The following is an 18,781-nucleotide window of genomic DNA, read 5'->3' on the forward strand; positions in this document are numbered from 1 at the left end:
GCTTAACCTCTCACCTGAACGCTGTCGGCCAGAATCGCCAACACCAGTTGCTGGAAGTCCAGCCCGGCAGCACGAGCCGCCATGGGGACCAGACTGTGATCGGTCATGCCTGGCACGGTGTTGACTTCCAGCAGCCAGAACTTGCCTTGCGCATCCTGCATGACATCCGTGCGCGCCCAGCCTGCAATGCCGATGGCTTCGCAAGCACGTGCTGTCAGTTGTTTGAGTTCCTGTTCCTTGTCATCACTGAGCCCGCACGGAATCCGGTACTGGGTATCGGAAGCCAGGTACTTGGCGTCGTAATCGTAGAAACTGTGAGGAGTGCCCAGGCCGATGGGCGGCAATATTTCGCCACGCAGGCAGGCGATCGTGAACTCAGGACCCTGAATCCATTGTTCGACCAAAACTTGTGAATCGTAGGTACTGGCGGCTTTCCATGCGGCGATCAATTCGTCGACGCCGGTCACCTTCGCCATACCGATACTTGAACCTTCATGGGCCGGTTTGACGATCAAAGGGAAGCCCAGTTCCGTCGCGGCAGAAATACAGTCGGCCTCACTGCCCAGAACCGCATGCAGCGGAGTGGCCAGCCCAAGACTTTGCCAGACCTGCTTGGTGCGCAACTTGTCCATGGCCAGTGCAGAAGCCAGTACACCGCTACCGGTATAAGGGATTTGCAGGCACTCCAGCAGGCCCTGCATCGTGCCGTCTTCACCGCCACGACCATGCAGGACGATAAAGGCACGGTCGATCCTTTCGCTGACCAGCCGTTGCAGGAAGTCATCGCCCACGTCGATGCCGAACGCATCCACGCCAGCGCTGAGCAATGCATCCAGCACCGCTCGCCCCGACTTCAACGAAACCTCCCGCTCAGCACTCTTGCCACCGAAGAGCACGGCAACGCGGCCGAAGCTTTTCGGTTCAAGGGTCGAGCGCAGGGAAGATTGCGAAGTCACTGTCATTTGAGCTTCCCTTCGGTTGAAGCAATGACGGCACCGGCGAACAGCGGGCTCTTGAGCAATTGCGGAGCCAGGCCACCGATATCACCGGCCCCCTGGCACAGCAGGATGTCACCGGCGCGCAGCAGCGGCTTGACCAGCGGCGCCAGTTCGACACCACGTTCGATGTAGATCGGGTCCAGTTGCCCGCGCTGCCGGATGCTGTGGCACAGGTTGCGGCTGTCGGCACCGGGGATCGGCTCTTCGCCTGCCGGATAGACTTCCATCAGCAACAGCACATTGGCATCGGCCAGCACCTGCACGAAATCGTCGTACAGGTCACGGGTACGGCTGAAACGGTGCGGCTGATAGACCATGACCAGACGACGATCCGGCCAGCCGCCACGCACGGCATTGATGACCGCAGCCACTTCACGCGGGTGGTGACCGTAGTCGTCCACCAGCATCACGTTGCCGCCTTCGACGGGCAGTTCGCCATAGACCTGGAAGCGGCGACCAACGCCCTGGAAGCCCGACAGGCCCTGGACGATGGCTTCGTCGCTGACGCCTTCGTCAGTGGCGATGGCGATGGTTGCCAGGGAGTTGAGCACGTTATGGTTGCCCGGCATGTTCACCGATACGTCCAGCGGCTCACGGTCGCGACGCAGCACGGTGAAGAACGTCAGCATGCCGTCCTGGCGCACGTTGATAGCACGCACATCGGCTTTTTCGCTGAAGCCGTAGGTCAGGGTCGGACGCTTGACCAGCGGCAGGATTTCACGCACCACCGGATCATCGATGCACATCACCGCCAGACCGTAGAACGGCAGGTTGTGCAGGAACTCGACAAAGGTCTTCTTCAGTTTGTTGAAGTCGCCTTCGTAAGTGGCCATGTGATCGGCGTCGATATTGGTAACGACTGCGACCAGCGGCTGCAGATGCAGGAAGCTGGCGTCGCTTTCATCGGCCTCGGCGATCAGGTAACGGCTGGTGCCCAACTGTGCGTTGGTACCGGCAGCGTTGAGACGGCCACCGATCACGAAAGTCGGGTCCAGGCCACCGGCAGCAAACACCGAAGCGATCAGGCTGGTGGTGGTGGTCTTGCCATGAGTACCGGCAACCGCGATGCCATGGCGATAGCGCATCAGCTCGGCCAGCATCTCGGCACGGGGCACCACAGGAATACGACGCTCAAGGGCTGTCGCGACTTCCGGGTTGGAGGTGTTCACGGCGCTGGAAACCACCAGCACGTCGGCACCGACAGCGTTCTCGGCAAGGTGACCGATGAAAATGTGTGCACCGAAGGATTTCAGACGTTCGGTAACGGCCGAGTTCTTCAGGTCAGAGCCCGATACTTCATAGCCGAGGTTCAGCAGTACTTCGGCGATACCGCACATACCCACACCGCCGATACCGACGAAGTGGATGCGGCGAATACGGCGCATTTCCGGCTGAGGCATGGCGCGTTGACTCTCAACCATTGACCACCTCCACACAGACGTCGACAACGGTGTTGGTTGCGTCTGGCCGGGCCAGCCTGCGGGCGGTACGGGCCATGTTGTTCAATTGTTCGGGTTGCATCAAAACCTCTTTCAGGCGCGCAGCCATCTCGGCGGCGCCAGTTGTCGCTTGCGGCATGACAAAGGCTGCGCCTTCGCGAGCCAGATAGTCAGCGTTACGAGACTGGTGGTCGTCGATCGCGTAAGGCAGCGGTATCAGGAACGAAGGCAAGCCTGCGGCTGCCAGTTCACTGATGGTCAACGCACCTGCGCGACAGACGACCAGATCGGCCCAGGCATAGGCCTGTGCCATGTTCTGGATAAACGGCGCGACCTGCGCCTCGACGCCAGCGCTGCGATAGCGCTCGTCGGTGACTTCATCGTGTTTCTTGCCGGCCTGATGGAAGACCTCGGGCCGTATGTCTTCAGACACCAGAGCCAGGGCTTCGGGCAGTAACTTGTTCAGGGGCTCCGCGCCCAGGCTGCCGCCCAGGACCAGCAGACGCGCCTTGCGGCCGGCCAGTGCCTGGCGTGGTGTTTCAAGAAACAGCTCGACCCGTACAGGATTGCCGGTCGTGCGGCGCTTGGCCGTTGCACTGAAGGTGTCCGGGAACGCCTCGCAGATTCGGCTGGCGAAGGACGACAGGCTGCGGTTGGCGGTACCGGCCACAGCGTTCTGCTCATGAATGATCAACGGCACGCCCGCCAGCTTCGCAGCCAGGCCACCAGGACCGGTGACATAACCACCGAAACCCACGACACAGACCGGCTTCAACTCGCGCAAGACCTTGCGTGCCTGACCCAATGCCTTGAGCAGCATGAAAGGTGCCTTGAGCAGCGACAGCTTGCCCTTGCCACGCAACCCGGTGGCATCGATCAGATGCAGGGGCAGCCCGGCCTGTGGCACCAGCTCGTTTTCGATACCACGCGGCGTACCCAGCCAGTGGACCTTGTAGCCACGCGACTGGAATTCGCGGGCACAGGCCAGCGCCGGGAATACATGCCCGCCGGTGCCACCGGCCATGATCAGCACGTTAGCGTCCATGGGGCGGCTCCTCGGCGAAGTCGCTCTCTTTGAATTCGGTTTCTTCGCTGCCCATGTTGTTGCGCGACTCCCACTCGATGCGCAGCAGCAGACCGAGGCTCGCACAGCAGATCACAAGCGAACTGCCGCCGTAGCTGAGGAATGGCAAGGTCAGGCCTTTGGTCGGCAGCAGGCCGACGTTTACCCCGATGTTGATCAGGAACTGACCGATCCACAGGAAAGAAAGACCATAAGCAACGTAAGCACCGAAGAACTGTTTGGCCCTTTCTGCCCACATACCTATGTACATGCCACGAATACTGACGAACAGGAACAAGGCGACTGTGAGCAAAGACCCTATGACACCCAGCTCTTCGGCAAGCACCGAGAACACGAAGTCGGTATGAGCTTCCGGCAGATAGAACTGTTTCTGGACACTGTTGCCCAGACCGACGCCGAACCATTCGCCGCGACCGAATGCGATCAGCGCCTGGGTCAACTGGTAGCCGGAACCGAACTGGTCCGCCCACGGGTCGGTGAAGTTGGTCAGACGCGCCATCCGGTAAGGTTGGGCCTGTACCAGCACCACCACGGAAACCACAGCCAGCACCACCATCAGGGAGAAACGGAACAGCCCGACACCACCGAGAAACAGCATGGCGGCAGCCGAGCCCATCATCACGACCGTGGCCCCGAAGTCAGGCTCCATCAGCAACAGGCCCGCCATCGGCAGCAACACGATGAACGGCTTGAAGAAGCCCATCCAGCTTTCACGGACTTCCTGCTGACGACGAATCAGGTAACCGGCCAGGAAGATCACCACAAAGACCTTGGCGATTTCGGAAGGCTGCACGTTGAACGCGCCGAAGCCAATCCAGCGCATCGAGCCGTTTACCTCGCGGCCGATACCCGGCACCAGCACCAGCAACAGCAGACCGAAGGCACCGATCAGCATCAGCCAGCCCATGCGCTGCCACGTGGCGACAGGCACCATCATGGTTGCGCAGCAGGCCCCCAGGCCGATCAACAGATAGATCAGATGGCGGGTCATCATGTACAGCGTATTGCCCGACTGCACGGCGGCCACTTCCGACGACGCGGAAGTGATCATCACCAGACCAAGACCCAGCAATGCCAGGCAGCCAGCCAGCATCGGGAAGTCGAGGTCTATACCACGGCCACTGATCAGCGGCGACGGATAAGGCTTGATCACGCCAAAGATCATGACAAGCCCTCCACTGCCTGGGCGAACAGGCGTCCGCGCTCTTCGTAATTCTTGAACATGTCGAGGCTCGCGCAGGCAGGCGACAGCAATACCGCATCGCCCTCTTGAGCCAGTTCGGCACTGCGTTGCACGGACTCTTCCAGCGTGGTGACACGCACCAGCGGTACAGCATCGCCCAGCGCCTGAGCGATCAGTTCGGCATCGCGGCCCAGCAGGACGACTGCACGGCAATGAGCTGCAACGGCAGCATGCAGGGCGCTGAAGTCAGCACCCTTGCCATCGCCACCAGCGATCAGCACCAGCTTGCCAGTGATGTCAGCACCCAGGCCTTCGATAGCAGCCAGTGCGGCGCCAACGTTGGTGGCCTTGGAGTCGTTGTAATAGTGAACGCCCTTCAGCTCGCGCACCCACTGGCAGCGATGCTCAAGACCGGTGAAGGTCCGCAGGCTGCTCAGCATGGCATCGAACGGCAGGCCCACGGCATGTCCCAGCGCCAGTGCGGCCAGGGCATTGGCCTGATTGTGCGCGCCACGGACTTTCAGTTCGCGAACCGGCATCAGGTTGTCGAACTGGAAAGCCAGGTATTTTTCGCCGTTCTCTTCACGCAGGCCAAAACCGTTGAAATCCGGCTTGGTCAGGCCGAAGGTCCAGCAAGGCAGGCCTTCACCGATCAGTGGCCGGGACAGTGCGTCCTGGCGATTGACGACCACTTGCCGTGCGCCACGGAAAATCCGGTGCTTGGCCAGGTGATAGGCCGGCAGGCCGCTGTAGCGGTCCATGTGGTCTTCGCTGACGTTCAGCACGGTCGCGACTTCGGCATTGAGTTCATGGGTGGTTTCGAGCTGAAAGCTGGACAGCTCCAGCACGTACAGCTCGACATCGTCACTGAGCAGATCCAGTGCCGGCATGCCGAGGTTGCCGCCGACTGCAACGCGCTTGCCTGCAGCCTGGGCCATCTCGCCCACCAGAGTGGTCACGGTGCTTTTCGCATTGGATCCGGTGATTGCAATGACCGGCGCTTTCGCGTAACGCGCGAACAGGTCGATGTCACCGGACATCTTGACGCCACGGGCATGAGCCTCTTGCAAGGCTGGAGTCGCAAGGGCCAGACCGGGGCTGACATACAGCTCGTCGGCACGGCAGAGAAACTCTACGTCCAGCTCGCCACAACGCACTTCCACCTGCGGGTAATCGCGACGCAAGGTCGCAAGCTCCGGAGGATTCTCCCGAGTATCAGCCACGGCAAAGGCGACGCCCCGGTTCGCCAGGAAGCGAACCAGGGACATGCCACTCTTGCCTAGACCGACAACGATACGGAAGCGGTCGGAAACGATCAAAGACACTCGTTCTACCTCAGTTTCAGCGTTGCAAGGCCAACCAGCACGAGAATCACGGTGATGATCCAGAAACGGACGATCACACGCGGCTCAGGCCAGCCCTTGAGTTCAAAGTGGTGGTGGATGGGCGCCATGCGGAACACGCGGCGACCGGTCAGTTTGAATGACGCAACCTGAATGACCACTGAAAGGGTTTCCATCACGAACACGCCGCCCATGATGAACAGGACGAACTCCTGACGGACGATCACCGCCATGGTGCCCAGTGCGGCGCCCAGCGCCAGCGCACCGACGTCGCCCATGAACACCTGGGCCGGATAAGTGTTGAACCAGAGGAATCCGAGCCCCGCGCCAATCAGCGCGCCGGAGAACACAATCAGCTCACCCGCGCCCGGTACATAGGGAATCAGCAGGTATTCGGCGAACTTCACGTTACCCGACAGGTAGCAGAAGATACCCAGCGCACCACCGACCATCACGGTCGGCATGATTGCCAGGCCGTCCAGACCGTCAGTCAGGTTCACTGCGTTGCTGGAGCCGACGATGACGAAGTAGGTCAATACGATGAAACCGACCATGCCCAACTGGATGCGTACATCCTTGAGCATCGGCACGATCAGGGTTGTCTCGGTTGCCGACGGCGCAGTCGTATAAAGGAAGATCGCTGCACACAGGCCGAACACCGACTGCCAGAAATACTTCCAGCGGCTTGGCAAGCCGCGGGAGTTCTTCTCGATCACCTTGCGATAGTCATCTACCCAGCCGATGCCACCGAACAGCAGCGTGACGAGCAGGACCACCCACACATAACGGTTGCTCAAGTCAGCCCACAGCAAAGTACTGATAGCGATGGACGACAGGATCAAGGCACCGCCCATGGTCGGGGTGCCGGACTTGGAAAGATGCGATTGCGGGCCGTCGTTACGCACGGCCTGGCCGATCTGGCGCATTTGCAGGGTACGAATCATCCACGGCCCCAGCCAAAGCGAAAGGGTCAAGGCTGTTAGCACGCCGAGAATCCCGCGCAGAGTCAGGTATTGGAAGACCGCAAAGCCTTTATGGAACTGTTGTAAAAACTCGGCCAACAGCAGCAGCATCAATGTTTCTCCAGGCTAGAACCGCATAAGGCAGCCACGATGTTTTCCATCGCGGCACTACGCGAACCCTTGATCAGTAAAGTGGTATTGGGGTCTTGCTCGGCGCCCAGCGCCGCAATCAGGTCGGCCTGACTGGCAAAATGTCGCCCATGCTCGCCAAAGGCGTTCACGGCATGAGCCATCAACGGACCCACGGCATAAAGTGCCGAGACCTTGCCGGCGGCATAGGCCCCCACATCGCGGTGACCCTGCTCTGCCCAGTCACCCAGCTCACCGATATCGCCCAGTACCAGGACAGTTCGGCCAGGGAAGTCGCAAAGCAGATCGACGGCGGCGTTTATAGAAGAAGGATTGGCGTTGTAAGAGTCATCGATCACCCGCACGCCATTGCTGGCGATTTGTGCAACGGTGCGACCCTTGACCGGTTGAACGTTGTTCAGGCCAGTGACGATGCCGTCCAGGGTAACGCCCAGCGCAAAGGCGCCAGCCGCTGCCGCCAGGGCATTGGCCACGTTATGTTTGCCCAGCAGGTTCAATTGCACCTGCGCAGTCCCAAGCGGGCTGTGCAGCAGAAAGCTCGGGCAGCCACGTGCATCGCGCCCCAGATCGCTGGCGTACAGATCGGCCTGGCTGTTGCTCAGGGCAAAGCTGACGATCTTTCGTTCGCCGACGCGCAGACGCCAGGTCGGGAAAGCCTTGTCATCCAGGTTCAGGACCGCAATGCCGCTGGCATCGAGCCCTTCGAGGATTTCGCCTTTGGCTTCCACGATACGGTCCGGCCCACCGAACTCACCGACATGGGCAGTCCCGGCATTGGTAATCAAAGCGACATGAGGTTTTGTCAGGCTGACGGTGAAGGCAATTTCGCCGACACGCGAGGCACCCAGCTCGATGACTGCCGAAGAGTATTCCGGGGCCAGTTCAAGCAGAGTCAGAGGCACGCCCAATTCGTTATTCAGGTTGCCACGGGTCGCCAGGACCGGACCGCGAGTACGCATGATGCTTGCCAGCATTTCCTTGACCGTGGTCTTGCCACTGGAGCCGGTAATGGCAGCAACGGGCCTGTCGACAAAGGCATTGCGATTGATCGCGCCCAGTTGCGCCAGTGCCTTGCGGGTATCGAGCACGACCAGTTGCGGCAAGGTCGAGCCTTCCACTTCCCGCTCGACCAGAGCACCTACGGCGCCTTTGGCGGCAACCTGATCCAGATACTCGTGACCATCGAAACGCGGACCGGTCAGAGCCACGAACAACTGGCCCGGCTGAATGGCGCGGCTGTCGGTGCTGACACCGGTAAAACTGCAGTCGCCCACACGACGCGCGTCGAGTGGCGCGACCAGTTCGCTGAAGGTCAATGCTTTAAGCATGCGCAAGCTCCCATGCGGCCAGAGCCTTGGCGGCCTCTTCCAGGTCAGAGAACGCGTGGCGTTGGCCGTCGATTTCCTGATAATCCTCATGGCCCTTGCCGGCCAGAACCACGACATCTGTCGCATCGGCACTGGCAATCAGCTCGGCAATCGCCTGGCCACGGCCTTCAACGAAATGCACCGCAGCGGCGTTCACGAACCCCGGGCGGATATCGTCGAAGATCCGGCCTGGTGCTTCTGTGCGCGGATTGTCATCGGTCACCCAGACGCCATCGGCAAGACGCTCGACCACTTCGGCCATCAGCGGGCGCTTGCCGCTGTCACGATCGCCACCGCAACCGAACAGGCACAACAGGCGACCCTTGGCATGCGGACGCAGTGCATTGAGAACCTGCTCAAGCGCATCGGGGGTGTGAGCGTAATCGACCACGACCAAAGGCTTGTCGCCACCGCCAAGACGCTGCATGCGTCCGACCGGGCCTTCGAGCTTTGGCAGGACCTTGAGAATTTCGTCCAGCGCGTATTCCAGCCCCAGCAAGGCGCCGATAGCCGCCAGCACATTGCTCAGGTTGAAACGGCCCAGCAGACGGCTGCGCAGAAAGTGTTCGCCGTGCGCGGTTACGAGTGTGGCGCGTACGCCATCGTCATCGAACTTCGCATCGCGGCAATAAAGAGAGGCGCTCTTGTCCTGGAGGCTGTAGGTGATGAGTCGTGACTCATGTTCGACCTCGGCCAGTTCACGACCGAACCCGTCATCCAGATTGATCACCCGGCAACGCAGATCCGGCCATGCAAACAGCTTGGCCTTGGCCGCACCGTAGGCCTCCATCGTGCCGTGATAATCCAGATGATCACGGGACAGATTGGTCAGCACGGCAACGTCGAAATCCAGGGCCGTTGCACGTCCCTGATCGAGGCCGTGGGACGACACTTCCATCGCAACGGCGCGAGCGCCGGCCTTTTTCAGGTCAGCGATGGTGGCCTGCACGGAAATCGGGTCAGGGGTCGTGTGGCGACCGCTTTGCAGCGCGCCATAGAAGCCGGTCCCCAGCGTGCCAACGATGCCGCAGTGCTGGCCGAGCAGATCAAGGGCCTGGGCAACCAGTTGCGTGACGCTGGTCTTGCCATTGGTGCCGGTCACGCCCACCAGATTCAGTCCGCGACTCGGCTCGCCATAGAAGCGACCGGCAATGGCCGACAACTGCGCAGCCAGGCCCTTGACCGGAATCAACGGCACATCGGTGATCGGCAATACGGTCGAACCTTCGACCTCATAAGCCACTGCCGCAGCGCCGCGCTGCAAGGCATCGGCAATGTGGGCGCGGCCATCGAGCTTGATGCCGGGCACCGCCAGGAACAGATCGCCCGGCCGCACATTACGGCTATCGAGGGTCAACTCACGAATCAGTGGATCGCGGTCGGTTTGAGCGAAAATCTTGCTCAGATTGAAAGCCATCAGCCACGCCCTCCTTTCACTACAGGGGCAACATTGACCTGCTCTTGGGGTGCGGCGAGGTTGTCGGGGGTCACGTTCATCAGACGCAACGTACCGGACATGACCTTGCTGAATACCGGGGCAGAAACCAGACCACCGAAATAGCCACCCTTGCTCGGTTCATCGATCACAACGACGATCGCGTAGCGTGGGTTGCTCATCGGGCCAAAACCGGCGAACAGGGAACGGTAGGAGTTTTCCGCGTAACCCTTGGTGCCGATGGAAGTCTTGCGCGCCGTACCGCTCTTGCCACCGACGTGATAGGACGGCACACGGGCGCGATAGACGCCACGCGGGTCTTCGATCACTTGCTGCAACATGCCCTGCAGGGTCTTGGCAGTGTTTTCGGGGATGGCCTGCACGGCCGTCGGCGGCGTATCGCTTTTCAGAATGGTCAGCGGCACGATCCGGCCGTTGTTGGCCAGTGCGCCGTAGGCATGCACCAGTTGCAACGCGGTGACCGACAGACCGTAGCCGTAGGACAGGGTCGCGGTTTCAGCCTTGCGCCACTCGCGGTAGTTCGGCAGGTTGCCCACGCGCTCGCCCGGGAAGCCGAGACCGGTGTACTGGCCGAAACCGACGCGCTGCATGGTGCGGAAGATGGCTTCACCGCCCACGTCGAAGGCGATCTTGCTCATGCCCACGTTACTGGAGTTGATGAGGATGCCGGTCAGGTCGAGGATCGGGCCTTCGGTCTTGGTCACGTCACGAATGGTGTACTTGCCGATCTGCAAGGTGCCCGGATAAACCTCGACCTTGTCGGTCGGCTTCCAGCGCCCGCTGTCCAGTGCGGTAGTCATGGAAATCGGCTTCATGGTCGAGCCCGGCTCGAACACGTCGATGATTGCCCGGTTGCGCATTGCAGCAGGCACCATGGTGCGGCGGTTGTTCGGGTTGTAGGTCGGCTGGTTGACCATGGCCAGTACTTCGCCGGTCTTGACGTCCATGATTACCAGGCTACCGGCCTTGGCTTCGTTCTCTACTATGGCGTTACGCAGTTCGCGGGTGGCCAGATATTGCAGACGCAGATCAATAGACAAAGCCAAGGTCTTGCCGGCCTTGGCGTTCTTGGTTACCTGGACGTCCTTGATAAGTCGTCCCCTGCGGTCCTTGATGACCTGTCGCTTGCCAGGCACCCCGGCGAGCCAGTCGTCATAGGCCAGTTCGACCCCCTCGCGACCATGATCGTCGAGGTCGGTGAAGCCGACCATGTGTGCAGTCACGTCACCGGCCGGATAGAAACGCCGGAATTCCTCGATGCCATAGACACCGGGAACCTTGAGGTCCAGCACAGACTGCCCTTGCTCAGGCGTCAGGCCGCGAACCAGATAAATGAATTCCTTGGTGGCCTGAGAATCCAGGCGCTCGGTCATGGCCTTGAGGTCCTGCCCCAGAGCCGTCGCCAGAACCGGCCACTTGGATTTGTCCTGCTGCATTTCACGCGGGTTTGCCCAGAGCGTGGTCACAGGCGTACTGACAGCCAGAGGCTCGCCGTTACGGTCGGTGATCAGACCACGGTGAGCCGGGATTGGAATATGACGGACGCTGCGAGCATCACCCTGTTCCTTGAGGAAGGTGTGATCGATGACCTGCAGATCGACAATCCGCCAGCAGATGGCGAGCACCAGGATGACGAGCAGACCCACCACCACACGGAACCGCCACGGATACAGGGCACCCTCAAGTTTCATCATGGCGCCACCATCCGTACTTCGGCAGCGTTGGGGATGCGCATCTTCAACTGATCGGTGGCCAGGTTCTCGATACGGCTATGGGCCGTCCAGGTGCTCTGCTCGAGAATCAGGCGTCCCCACTCGGCCTGCGCCTTGTCGCGCACGCTCATTTCCGAGTACAGGGAGTTAAGCAACTGCCGGTTCCAGTGGGCGCTGTAGGACACGCCGATTGCCGAAACGAGGACGGCAAGAAACAGCAGCAGCATGATGAAGCTGCCGCCGGGCAATGGCTTGAGGAACAGACGGCTCACCTGAGCTTCTCCGCCACACGCATGACAGCGCTGCGCGAGCGTGGATTGGCTCTGGTTTCTTCGTCCGAAGCGAACTGCGCCTTGCCGATGAGTTTGATCTTCGGCTCGAAGGCCTTGAACTGGATCGGCAGGTTGCGAGGCATGTTGTCAGCTTCACCCTTGACGAGCTTGCGCATGAACAGCTTGACGATGCGGTCTTCAAGAGAGTGGAAGCTGATGACCACCAGACGACCGCCGACCTCAAGGGCGTCCAGCGCCGCTTCAAGACCGGCTTCCAGATCGCCCAGCTCGTTGTTGACGTGAATACGCAGGCCCTGAAAGGCGCGCGTGGCCGGATTCTTGCCCTTTTCCCAGGCAGGGTTGGCAACCTTGAGGACTTCTGCCAGATCGGCAGTGCGCTCGAAAGGCTGGATTTCGCGACGCTGAACCACGGCATTGGCCATGCGCTTGGCGAAACGCTCCTCACCGTATTCCTTGAAGACCCGGGCGATCTCTTCTGCAGGTGCAGTGGCGATGAACTCGGCAGCGCTGATGCCACGAGTCGGGTCCATGCGCATGTCCAGCGGGCCGTCGTTCATGAAACTGAAGCCGCGCTCAGGATCGTCCAGTTGCGGTGAGGAGACGCCAAGGTCCAGCAGAATACCGCTGACCTTGCCTGCCAACCCGCGTTCCTGAGCCTCGGAGCCCAGTTCGGCAAAGCTTCTCTGCACAATGACAAAGCGGCCGTCTTCGGCCGCCAGCGCTTGCCCTGTGGCAATCGCTTGAGGATCCTTGTCGAACCCCAGCAGCCGGCCATCAGGCCCAAGATGCTGAAGTATCAGGCGACTATGTCCGCCACGACCGAATGTGCCGTCCAGATAGCAGCCATCGGCGCGCACAGCGAGAGCCTCGACGGCTTCTTCGAGCAGTACGGTGATGTGGGTAAAACTGCTGTTCATAGTCACAGGATCAGGTCACGTAATTCATCAGGCATCGCGCCAGGTTTTTGAATGGCTGCAAGGTCTGCATCGGCAACAGCATTCCAGGCATCCTCGTCCCACAGTTGAAACTTATTAAGCTGTCCAACCAACATCACACGCTTATCCAACCTGGCGTATTCACGAAGACGCGGCGGGACCAGAAAACGCCCACTGCCGTCGAGCTCCAGATCCACTGCGTTACCAATCAAAAGCCTCTGCAACCGGCGGTTTTCTTCGCGAAAGGTAGCCAGCTCACGAAGTTTCGCCTCAATCAGTTCCCACTCGGACAGCGGATAAAGACACAAGCAGGGGTCAACGGCATCAATGGTCACGATAAGTTGCCCGGAGCTACGCGAATCCAACTCGTCACGGTACCGGCTCGGCATGGCGAGACGACCCTTGGCATCGAGATTGATTGCGTTGGCACCACGAAACACAGGCGCACTCTCCGATTTTTAACTTTTCGCGCTAAAAAAACCCACTTCGTGCCACTTTCTGCCACTTGCGCACACTATAGGAATGCGCCCACCACACCGTCAAGGCACGGTCTTAAGGAAACCCCTTACATTTCGGAGATTTAGGAGCGGTATTGGAGGGGGAGAGGTAAATTTTCGCGGGTTTTGACAGGCAAATACGAAGCCGCCCAAATGATTGCGGCTCAAAGTTAAAGTAATTTATTAAGTGTAAGAATTTTTTGGCATTACGGATAAGAAAAACCGCTGCTTTAACAGCAGTCGAGAGAAGAAGGTGGAGAGTCGATCTGTAAGCCGGGTTCTGTCGAGGACAGTCATTCCTCTACGACGGCCATCACTGGACGTCTTTAGCAACCTACCCGGTTCCAGCGCGGGCCACGCCTTGGAACCCTATTTGGTCTTGCTCCGAGTGGGGTTTACCTTGCCACGAACTGTTGCCAGACGTGCGGTGCGCTCTTACCGCACCTTTTCACCCTTACCGGCACCGAAGTGCTTAGGCGGTTATTTTCTGTGGCACTTTCCGTAGGCTCGCGCCTCCCAGGCGTTACCTGGCACTCCGCCCTATGGAGCCCGGACTTTCCTCCCCCCCTTGACTGCAAAGCAGCAAGAGGCAGCGACTGTCCAATCGACTCTCCGCCGCCAAGGGTATCGGGACGAGGCGTCAAGAACAAGCATTAAAAGCCAGAATGACGCGCATTTGTCGCACGAGACGGAACTTATTGATCCTTCTGTTTGTCCAGTGCGACCTGGTAAAGCAGATTCTTGCGTACCCCGGTGATTTCCGCTGCCAGTGCGGCCGCGCGCTTGAGCGGCATCTCTTCGAGCAACAGATCCAGAACCCGGCGCGCCTCGGCACCTACCACATCTTCATCCTCGGGCGGCGTCCAGCCCGCCACCAGCACCACGCATTCACCACGCTGCTGATTGCTGTCGCCCTCGACAAAGGCACGCAGTTGCGCCAGCGGCAGCCCCTTGAGGGTTTCAAACGTCTTGGTCAGCTCCCGCGCCAGCAATGCGGGACGGTCAGGGCCGAACACCTGCTCCATGTCCTGAAGACATTCGAGAATCCGGTGCGGGGCCTCATAGAAGATCAAGGTGCGAGGCTCTTCGCGAAGCACTTCAAGCCGGCTCTTGCGACCCACGGCCTTGGCTGGCAGAAAACCTTCAAAGATAAAACGGTCCGAAGGCAGGCCGGCTGCCGACAAGGCCGCAATCAGGGCGCAGGCACCCGGCACCGGAACCACCTGAACACCCGCCGCCCGCGCCTGCCGGACAAGGTGATAACCAGGATCGGAAATCAGCGGCGTCCCGGCATCGGAGATCAATGCAACATCGTCACCGGCCAGCAGACGGGTAATGAAACGACTACCCTCGTCACGCTCGTTATGTTCATGACAGGCAGCCAGAGGCGTGGATATTCCAAAATGCTGCATCAGCCTTGAGGAGTGGCGAGTATCCTCTGCTGCTATCAATGCCACTTCACGCAGCACTTTCAAGGCCCGCACGCTCATGTCGTCCAGATTGCCGATAGGGGTCGCCACTACATAAAGCGAACCCAGGGTGGAATTTGAAACAACCGGAGCAGTCAAAGCGCAGACCTCATTTTTGGTGGTTGAAAAAACCACATTGTACAGGCTACGACCCTGACCCATGGTGCAACACATTCAGGGATGGGCATAAAAAAGGAAGGAAAACCATGATTCTGCCCCGTCGCAAGATGCTGAAACACTCTCGAATCAAGTGTATTGGCCGATAGAGCACTACGACACGACCAATATCACCGCTTTCGACACCTTCGAAGTCGCACCCCGGCCAGTGCTTGGGTACAATTCCCCGCTAACTTGCTTGAGTATCAGGAACACATCAATGATCGCCTGCCTGCGGCTGTTCTCTGCCCTCTGCCTCGCTGCCCTTCTTGCAGCCTGCGCCAGCTCGCCCTCATCCAGTCTTGGTGAGTTGCCTCGCACCCCCGACGCCAGCATCGAGCAATTGCTTGAACAGGCTGCGGCTGCCAAGACGCCGGATCAGGCCGCCCCGTTGCGCTTGAGCGCCGCAGATCTGGCGAATCGCCAGAACAATCCTGGCCGCGCCGCCCAGATTCTGGCCCAGGTCCCTCTGGATCAGTTGAAGCCCGGCCTGCAGGTATTCGCCAGCACCCTGACTGCAGAACTGGCCATGGGTCGCAACCAGCCAAAGGCTGCACTGACCGCACTGGATCACCCTAGCCTGCAACGTCTGGGCGAACTGTCGGTTGAACAGCAAATCCGCACTCACGCTGTCCGGGCTCGCGCACTCGAAGCCGATGGCCAGACCCTGGCCGCAGCTCGCGAGCGTGTGTTCGCAGGCCCGCTGCTGCAAGGCAACGACGCCAGCGCCAACAACGATGCCATCTGGGCACTGGTTGCAGCACTGCCTGCCGACCAACTGCAAAGCACTGCCACCGACGACATGGGCGGCTGGCTGAGCCTGGCCCGCTCGGTCAAGGGCGCCGGCACGCTGGAGCAGCAACAGGCCGCCATCGACAGCTGGAAAGCACAGAACCCGCAACATCCGGCCGCCTTGAAACTGCCGACCACCCTCGCCCAGCTCCGCGCCCTGACCAGCGAGCCGCTGACCAAGATCGCTCTGCTGCTGCCACAGGATGGTCAACTGGCCTCTGTTGCCAAGGCGCTGCGTGAAGGCTTCATGGCTGCGCACTATCAGGCCCAGCAAGCTGGCCAGAACCCGCCAGCCATTCAGGTCTTCGACAGCTCGCGCGTCACATCGATGGATGACTTCTATCGTCAGGCCAAGGCTGCCGGCGCGCAACTGGTCGTCGGCCCGCTGGAAAAGAATCTGGTCAAACAACTGAACAGCCGCCAGCAACTGCCTATCACCACATTGGCCCTGAACTACAGCGACTCCAACTCCGAAGGCCCGGCACAACTGTTCCAGTTCGGCCTTGCCGCCGAAGACGAAGCACGGGAAGTGGCACGCCGCGCCTGGGCAGACGGCAAACGCAGCGCCGTCGCCATGGTGCCTAAAGGCGAATGGGGCGATCGCGTACTGGATGCCTTCCGCAAAAGCTGGCAAGCCAAGGGCGGCACTCTGATCGCAGCCGAACACGTCGACCAGCCTGTCGCGCTTGCCCAGCAAGTCGCAGACCTGTTCCAGTTGCGCAACAGCGAAGGCCGCGCCCAGCGCCTGCAAAGCACCGTAGGCACTCAGGTTGCCGCCCAGCCTACACGCCGCCAGGACATCGACTTCATGTTCCTGGCTGCAACTCCACAGCAGGCTCAGCAGATCAAGCCGACCATGGTGTTCCAGTACGCTGGCGACGTTCCGGTCTATGCCACCTCTCACCTGTTCACCAACAGCAACGATCAGGCTCAGTATCTGGACCTGAACGGCGTACGCTTCTGCGAAACCCCATGGTTGCTCAATGCCAACGACCCTCTGCGCCAGCAAGTGACCGCTCAATGGCCACAAGCATCGGGCAGCCTGGGCCGCCTCTACGCCATGGGCATCGACGCCTATCGCCTGGCTCCGCGTCTTGGCCAGCTCAAGACACTGCCTGAAAGCCGCATCGACGGCCTGTCGGGCAGCCTGAGCCTGAGCCCGAGCCGTCGCGTAGAACGTCAACTGCCATGGGCAGAGTTCGTCGACGGCAAGGTCCAGCGCCTGCCGGACACCGCTCCTTGATGCCAGGCAACACCCGGCAACAGGCAGGGCGCGAGGCAGAAGCCTGCGCCCTGCTGTATCTACAACAACAAGGCCTGCGCCCGATTACCCAAAACTGGTCATGCAAACGCGGCGAGCTTGATCTAGTCATGCTCGACGGCGATACAGTAGTATTCGTCGAAGTTCGCTACCGACGCCACTCAGGCTGGGGTGGAGCCATGGAAAGCGTCGATTTTCGCAAACAGGAAAAACTGATTACCGCTGCACAACTGTTCCTGCAACAAGAGTCACAGTGGGCCGATTATCCATGCCGTTTCGACGTGATCGCTATCGATGGAGATCCAGGCAAGGCCGCTCCCCTGACGTGGCTCAAGAGTGCATTCGACAGTTGATGTAACAAGCGGACAATCGCAAACCTGACGCGCAGCAACACCCTTTACCACCCATTTTGCTATTTGATTTGCGGGCTGCACATTCAGTGTGTGGTGAGCCGCCGGGGATCCCCGCAGCGCACCCGACCAGCCGCCGTACGCTCTCATTAAGGTCACATTGATGGACATGCAATCCCGAATTCGCCGGCTGTTCCAGGCCAGCATTGACACCAAGCAACAGGCGATGGACGTCCTTGCACCCTTTATCGAGCAAGCCAGCCAGGTAATGGTCAACGCCCTGCTCAACGAAGGCAAAATGCTTGCCTGCGGTAACGGCGGCTCTGCCGGCGATGCCCAGCACTTTTCCTCCGAACTGCTCAACCGTTTCGAGCGTGAAAGGCCTAGCCTGCCTGCGATAGCGCTGACCACGGACAGCTCGACGATCACCTCGATCGCCAACGATTACAGCTACAACGAAATCTTTTCCAAACAGATTCGCGCCCTGGGTCAACCGGGCGATGTGCTGCTGGCCATTTCCACCAGCGGCAACTCGGCGAACATTATTCAAGCCATCCAGGCCGCACATGATCGCGAAATGATTGTCGTAGCATTGACGGGACGCGACGGTGGCGGCATGGCATCGCTATTATTGCCGGAAGACGTAGAAATCCGCGTCCCCGCCAATGTCACGGCACGCATACAAGAAGTCCATCTGCTGGCGATCCATTGCCTTTGCGATCTGATCGACAGCCAACTGTTCGGGAGTGAAGAATGACCCCTAATCGCCTCAGCCTACTGGTCCTGACCCTGTGCCTCGGCATCAGCGGATGCAGCTCGGTTCTGACAGCAGCACGCGACAAACCGATCGAGGACGACCGGGGAACCAGGACTTTCGGCAGCAAGATCGATGACTCCCTCATCGAAACCAAAGCCGCAGTGAACATCTCCAAGGCCAGCCCTGATCTGGCCGAAGGCTCGCACATTGTCGTCACCAGCTTCAACGGCATCGTCCTGCTGGCTGGCCAGACGCCTCGCGCAGACCTCAAGGCCCTGGCCGAACAGGCTGCCAGCTCTGTGCAGCGAGTCAAGAAGGTCAACAACGAACTTCAAGTCATGGCGCCATCGTCCCTGCTGGCACGCAATAACGATGCGTGGCTGACGACCAAGATCAAGACCCAGATGCTGGCGGACAACTCGATCCCCGGCTCTCGGATCAAGGTCGTGACCGAAAACGGGATCGTTTTCATGCTCGGCCTGCTCACTCAGGATGAAGCCAATCGCGCCACCAATCTGGTGCAGGGCGTATCCGGTGTGCAGAAAATCGTCAGGCTGTTCGAGTACATCGACTGATA

At 60.0% G+C, this 18,781-nt stretch carries 17 protein-coding genes and 1 other RNA gene; 4 read left to right on the plus strand and 14 right to left on the minus strand.

The features are described from left to right. Positions 1-2 precede the first annotated feature (2 nt). The 14 genes from CKW23_RS13455 to rsmI form a co-directional block, all read right to left on the minus strand. Positions 3-962 (minus strand): D-alanine--D-alanine ligase, encoded by a 960-nt coding sequence (locus CKW23_RS13455; protein ID WP_025261731.1) that lies wholly within the window; start codon positions 960-962, stop codon positions 3-5. Beyond that, positions 959-2,419, minus strand: a complete 1,461-nt coding sequence (murC, locus tag CKW23_RS13460) for a UDP-N-acetylmuramate--L-alanine ligase (protein ID WP_025261732.1) — start codon at positions 2,417-2,419, stop codon at positions 959-961. Before murC ends, CKW23_RS13455 begins: the two co-directional genes overlap by 4 nt. After that, positions 2,412-3,482 carry an undecaprenyldiphospho-muramoylpentapeptide beta-N-acetylglucosaminyltransferase gene (gene murG / locus CKW23_RS13465; protein WP_095067722.1) on the minus strand — a complete coding sequence of 357 codons (1,071 nt, stop codon included), beginning with the start codon at positions 3,480-3,482 and terminating at the stop codon, positions 2,412-2,414. The genes murC and murG overlap by 8 nt, the downstream gene beginning before the upstream one ends. Next, a complete protein-coding gene (gene ftsW / locus CKW23_RS13470; protein ID WP_025261734.1) occupies positions 3,472-4,686 on the minus strand; it encodes a putative lipid II flippase FtsW in 1,215 nt (404 codons plus the stop codon). Before ftsW ends, murG begins: the two co-directional genes overlap by 11 nt. Beyond that, positions 4,683-6,029, minus strand: a complete 1,347-nt coding sequence (murD, locus tag CKW23_RS13475; RefSeq protein WP_025261735.1) for a UDP-N-acetylmuramoyl-L-alanine--D-glutamate ligase — start codon at positions 6,027-6,029, stop codon at positions 4,683-4,685. The genes ftsW and murD overlap by 4 nt, the downstream gene beginning before the upstream one ends. A 5-nt stretch (positions 6,030-6,034) precedes the next feature. Further along, entirely contained in the window at positions 6,035-7,120 is a 1,086-nt protein-coding gene (gene mraY, locus CKW23_RS13480; RefSeq protein WP_025261736.1) for a phospho-N-acetylmuramoyl-pentapeptide-transferase, read from the minus strand. After that, positions 7,120-8,487 carry a UDP-N-acetylmuramoyl-tripeptide--D-alanyl-D-alanine ligase gene (murF, locus tag CKW23_RS13485; protein WP_025261737.1) on the minus strand — a complete coding sequence of 456 codons (1,368 nt, stop codon included), beginning with the start codon at positions 8,485-8,487 and terminating at the stop codon, positions 7,120-7,122. The genes mraY and murF overlap by 1 nt, the downstream gene beginning before the upstream one ends. Continuing rightward, positions 8,480-9,943 (minus strand): UDP-N-acetylmuramoyl-L-alanyl-D-glutamate--2,6-diaminopimelate ligase, encoded by a 1,464-nt coding sequence (locus tag CKW23_RS13490; RefSeq protein WP_095067723.1) that lies wholly within the window; start codon positions 9,941-9,943, stop codon positions 8,480-8,482. Before CKW23_RS13490 ends, murF begins: the two co-directional genes overlap by 8 nt. Next, on the minus strand, positions 9,943-11,673 hold the full coding sequence (locus CKW23_RS13495; protein ID WP_177434645.1) for a penicillin-binding protein 2: 1,731 nt from the start codon (positions 11,671-11,673) through the stop codon (positions 9,943-9,945). The genes CKW23_RS13490 and CKW23_RS13495 overlap by 1 nt, the downstream gene beginning before the upstream one ends. Beyond that, the gene (gene ftsL / locus CKW23_RS13500; RefSeq protein WP_025261740.1) at positions 11,673-11,966 is read right to left on the minus strand and encodes a cell division protein FtsL; all 294 of its coding nucleotides are present in this window, start codon (positions 11,964-11,966) and stop codon (positions 11,673-11,675) included. The genes CKW23_RS13495 and ftsL overlap by 1 nt, the downstream gene beginning before the upstream one ends. Then, positions 11,963-12,904, minus strand: coding sequence for a 16S rRNA (cytosine(1402)-N(4))-methyltransferase RsmH (rsmH, locus tag CKW23_RS13505; RefSeq protein ID WP_074568851.1), 942 nt, complete (start codon positions 12,902-12,904; stop codon positions 11,963-11,965). Before rsmH ends, ftsL begins: the two co-directional genes overlap by 4 nt. Before the next feature lie 2 nt (positions 12,905-12,906). After that, positions 12,907-13,362, minus strand: a complete 456-nt coding sequence (gene mraZ / locus CKW23_RS13510) for a division/cell wall cluster transcriptional repressor MraZ (protein ID WP_095067725.1) — start codon at positions 13,360-13,362, stop codon at positions 12,907-12,909. A 310-nt stretch (positions 13,363-13,672) separates the two neighbouring features. Continuing rightward, positions 13,673-14,031, minus strand: an RNA gene (gene rnpB, locus CKW23_RS13515) — RNase P RNA component class A. An 83-nt stretch (positions 14,032-14,114) separates the two neighbouring features. Beyond that, positions 14,115-14,987, minus strand: a complete 873-nt coding sequence (gene rsmI / locus CKW23_RS13520) for a 16S rRNA (cytidine(1402)-2'-O)-methyltransferase (RefSeq protein WP_025261743.1) — start codon at positions 14,985-14,987, stop codon at positions 14,115-14,117. A 277-nt stretch (positions 14,988-15,264) separates the two neighbouring features. Between rsmI and CKW23_RS13525 the strand changes: the two genes are divergently transcribed. From CKW23_RS13525 to CKW23_RS13540, 4 genes are all read left to right on the plus strand, one after another. Beyond that, a complete protein-coding gene (locus CKW23_RS13525) occupies positions 15,265-17,079 on the plus strand; it encodes a penicillin-binding protein activator (protein ID WP_095067726.1) in 1,815 nt (604 codons plus the stop codon). Further along, positions 17,079-17,450: a YraN family protein gene (locus CKW23_RS13530; RefSeq protein WP_038400025.1), complete on the plus strand. Its 372-nt coding sequence runs from the start codon at positions 17,079-17,081 to the stop codon at positions 17,448-17,450. Before CKW23_RS13525 ends, CKW23_RS13530 begins: the two co-directional genes overlap by 1 nt. Positions 17,451-17,610: 160 nt before the next feature. After that, positions 17,611-18,204, plus strand: coding sequence for a phosphoheptose isomerase (locus CKW23_RS13535; RefSeq protein WP_025261746.1), 594 nt, complete (start codon positions 17,611-17,613; stop codon positions 18,202-18,204). Further along, complete coding sequence (locus CKW23_RS13540) at positions 18,201-18,779, plus strand: BON domain-containing protein (protein WP_025261747.1); 579 nt, start codon at positions 18,201-18,203, stop codon at positions 18,777-18,779. Before CKW23_RS13535 ends, CKW23_RS13540 begins: the two co-directional genes overlap by 4 nt. Positions 18,780-18,781: the final 2 nt, after the last annotated feature.

The sequence above is a fragment of the Pseudomonas sp. Irchel 3A18 genome (genome assembly GCF_900187465.1).
In the GTDB taxonomy this organism is placed as follows: Bacteria; Pseudomonadota; Gammaproteobacteria; order Pseudomonadales; family Pseudomonadaceae; genus Aquipseudomonas; species Aquipseudomonas cichorii.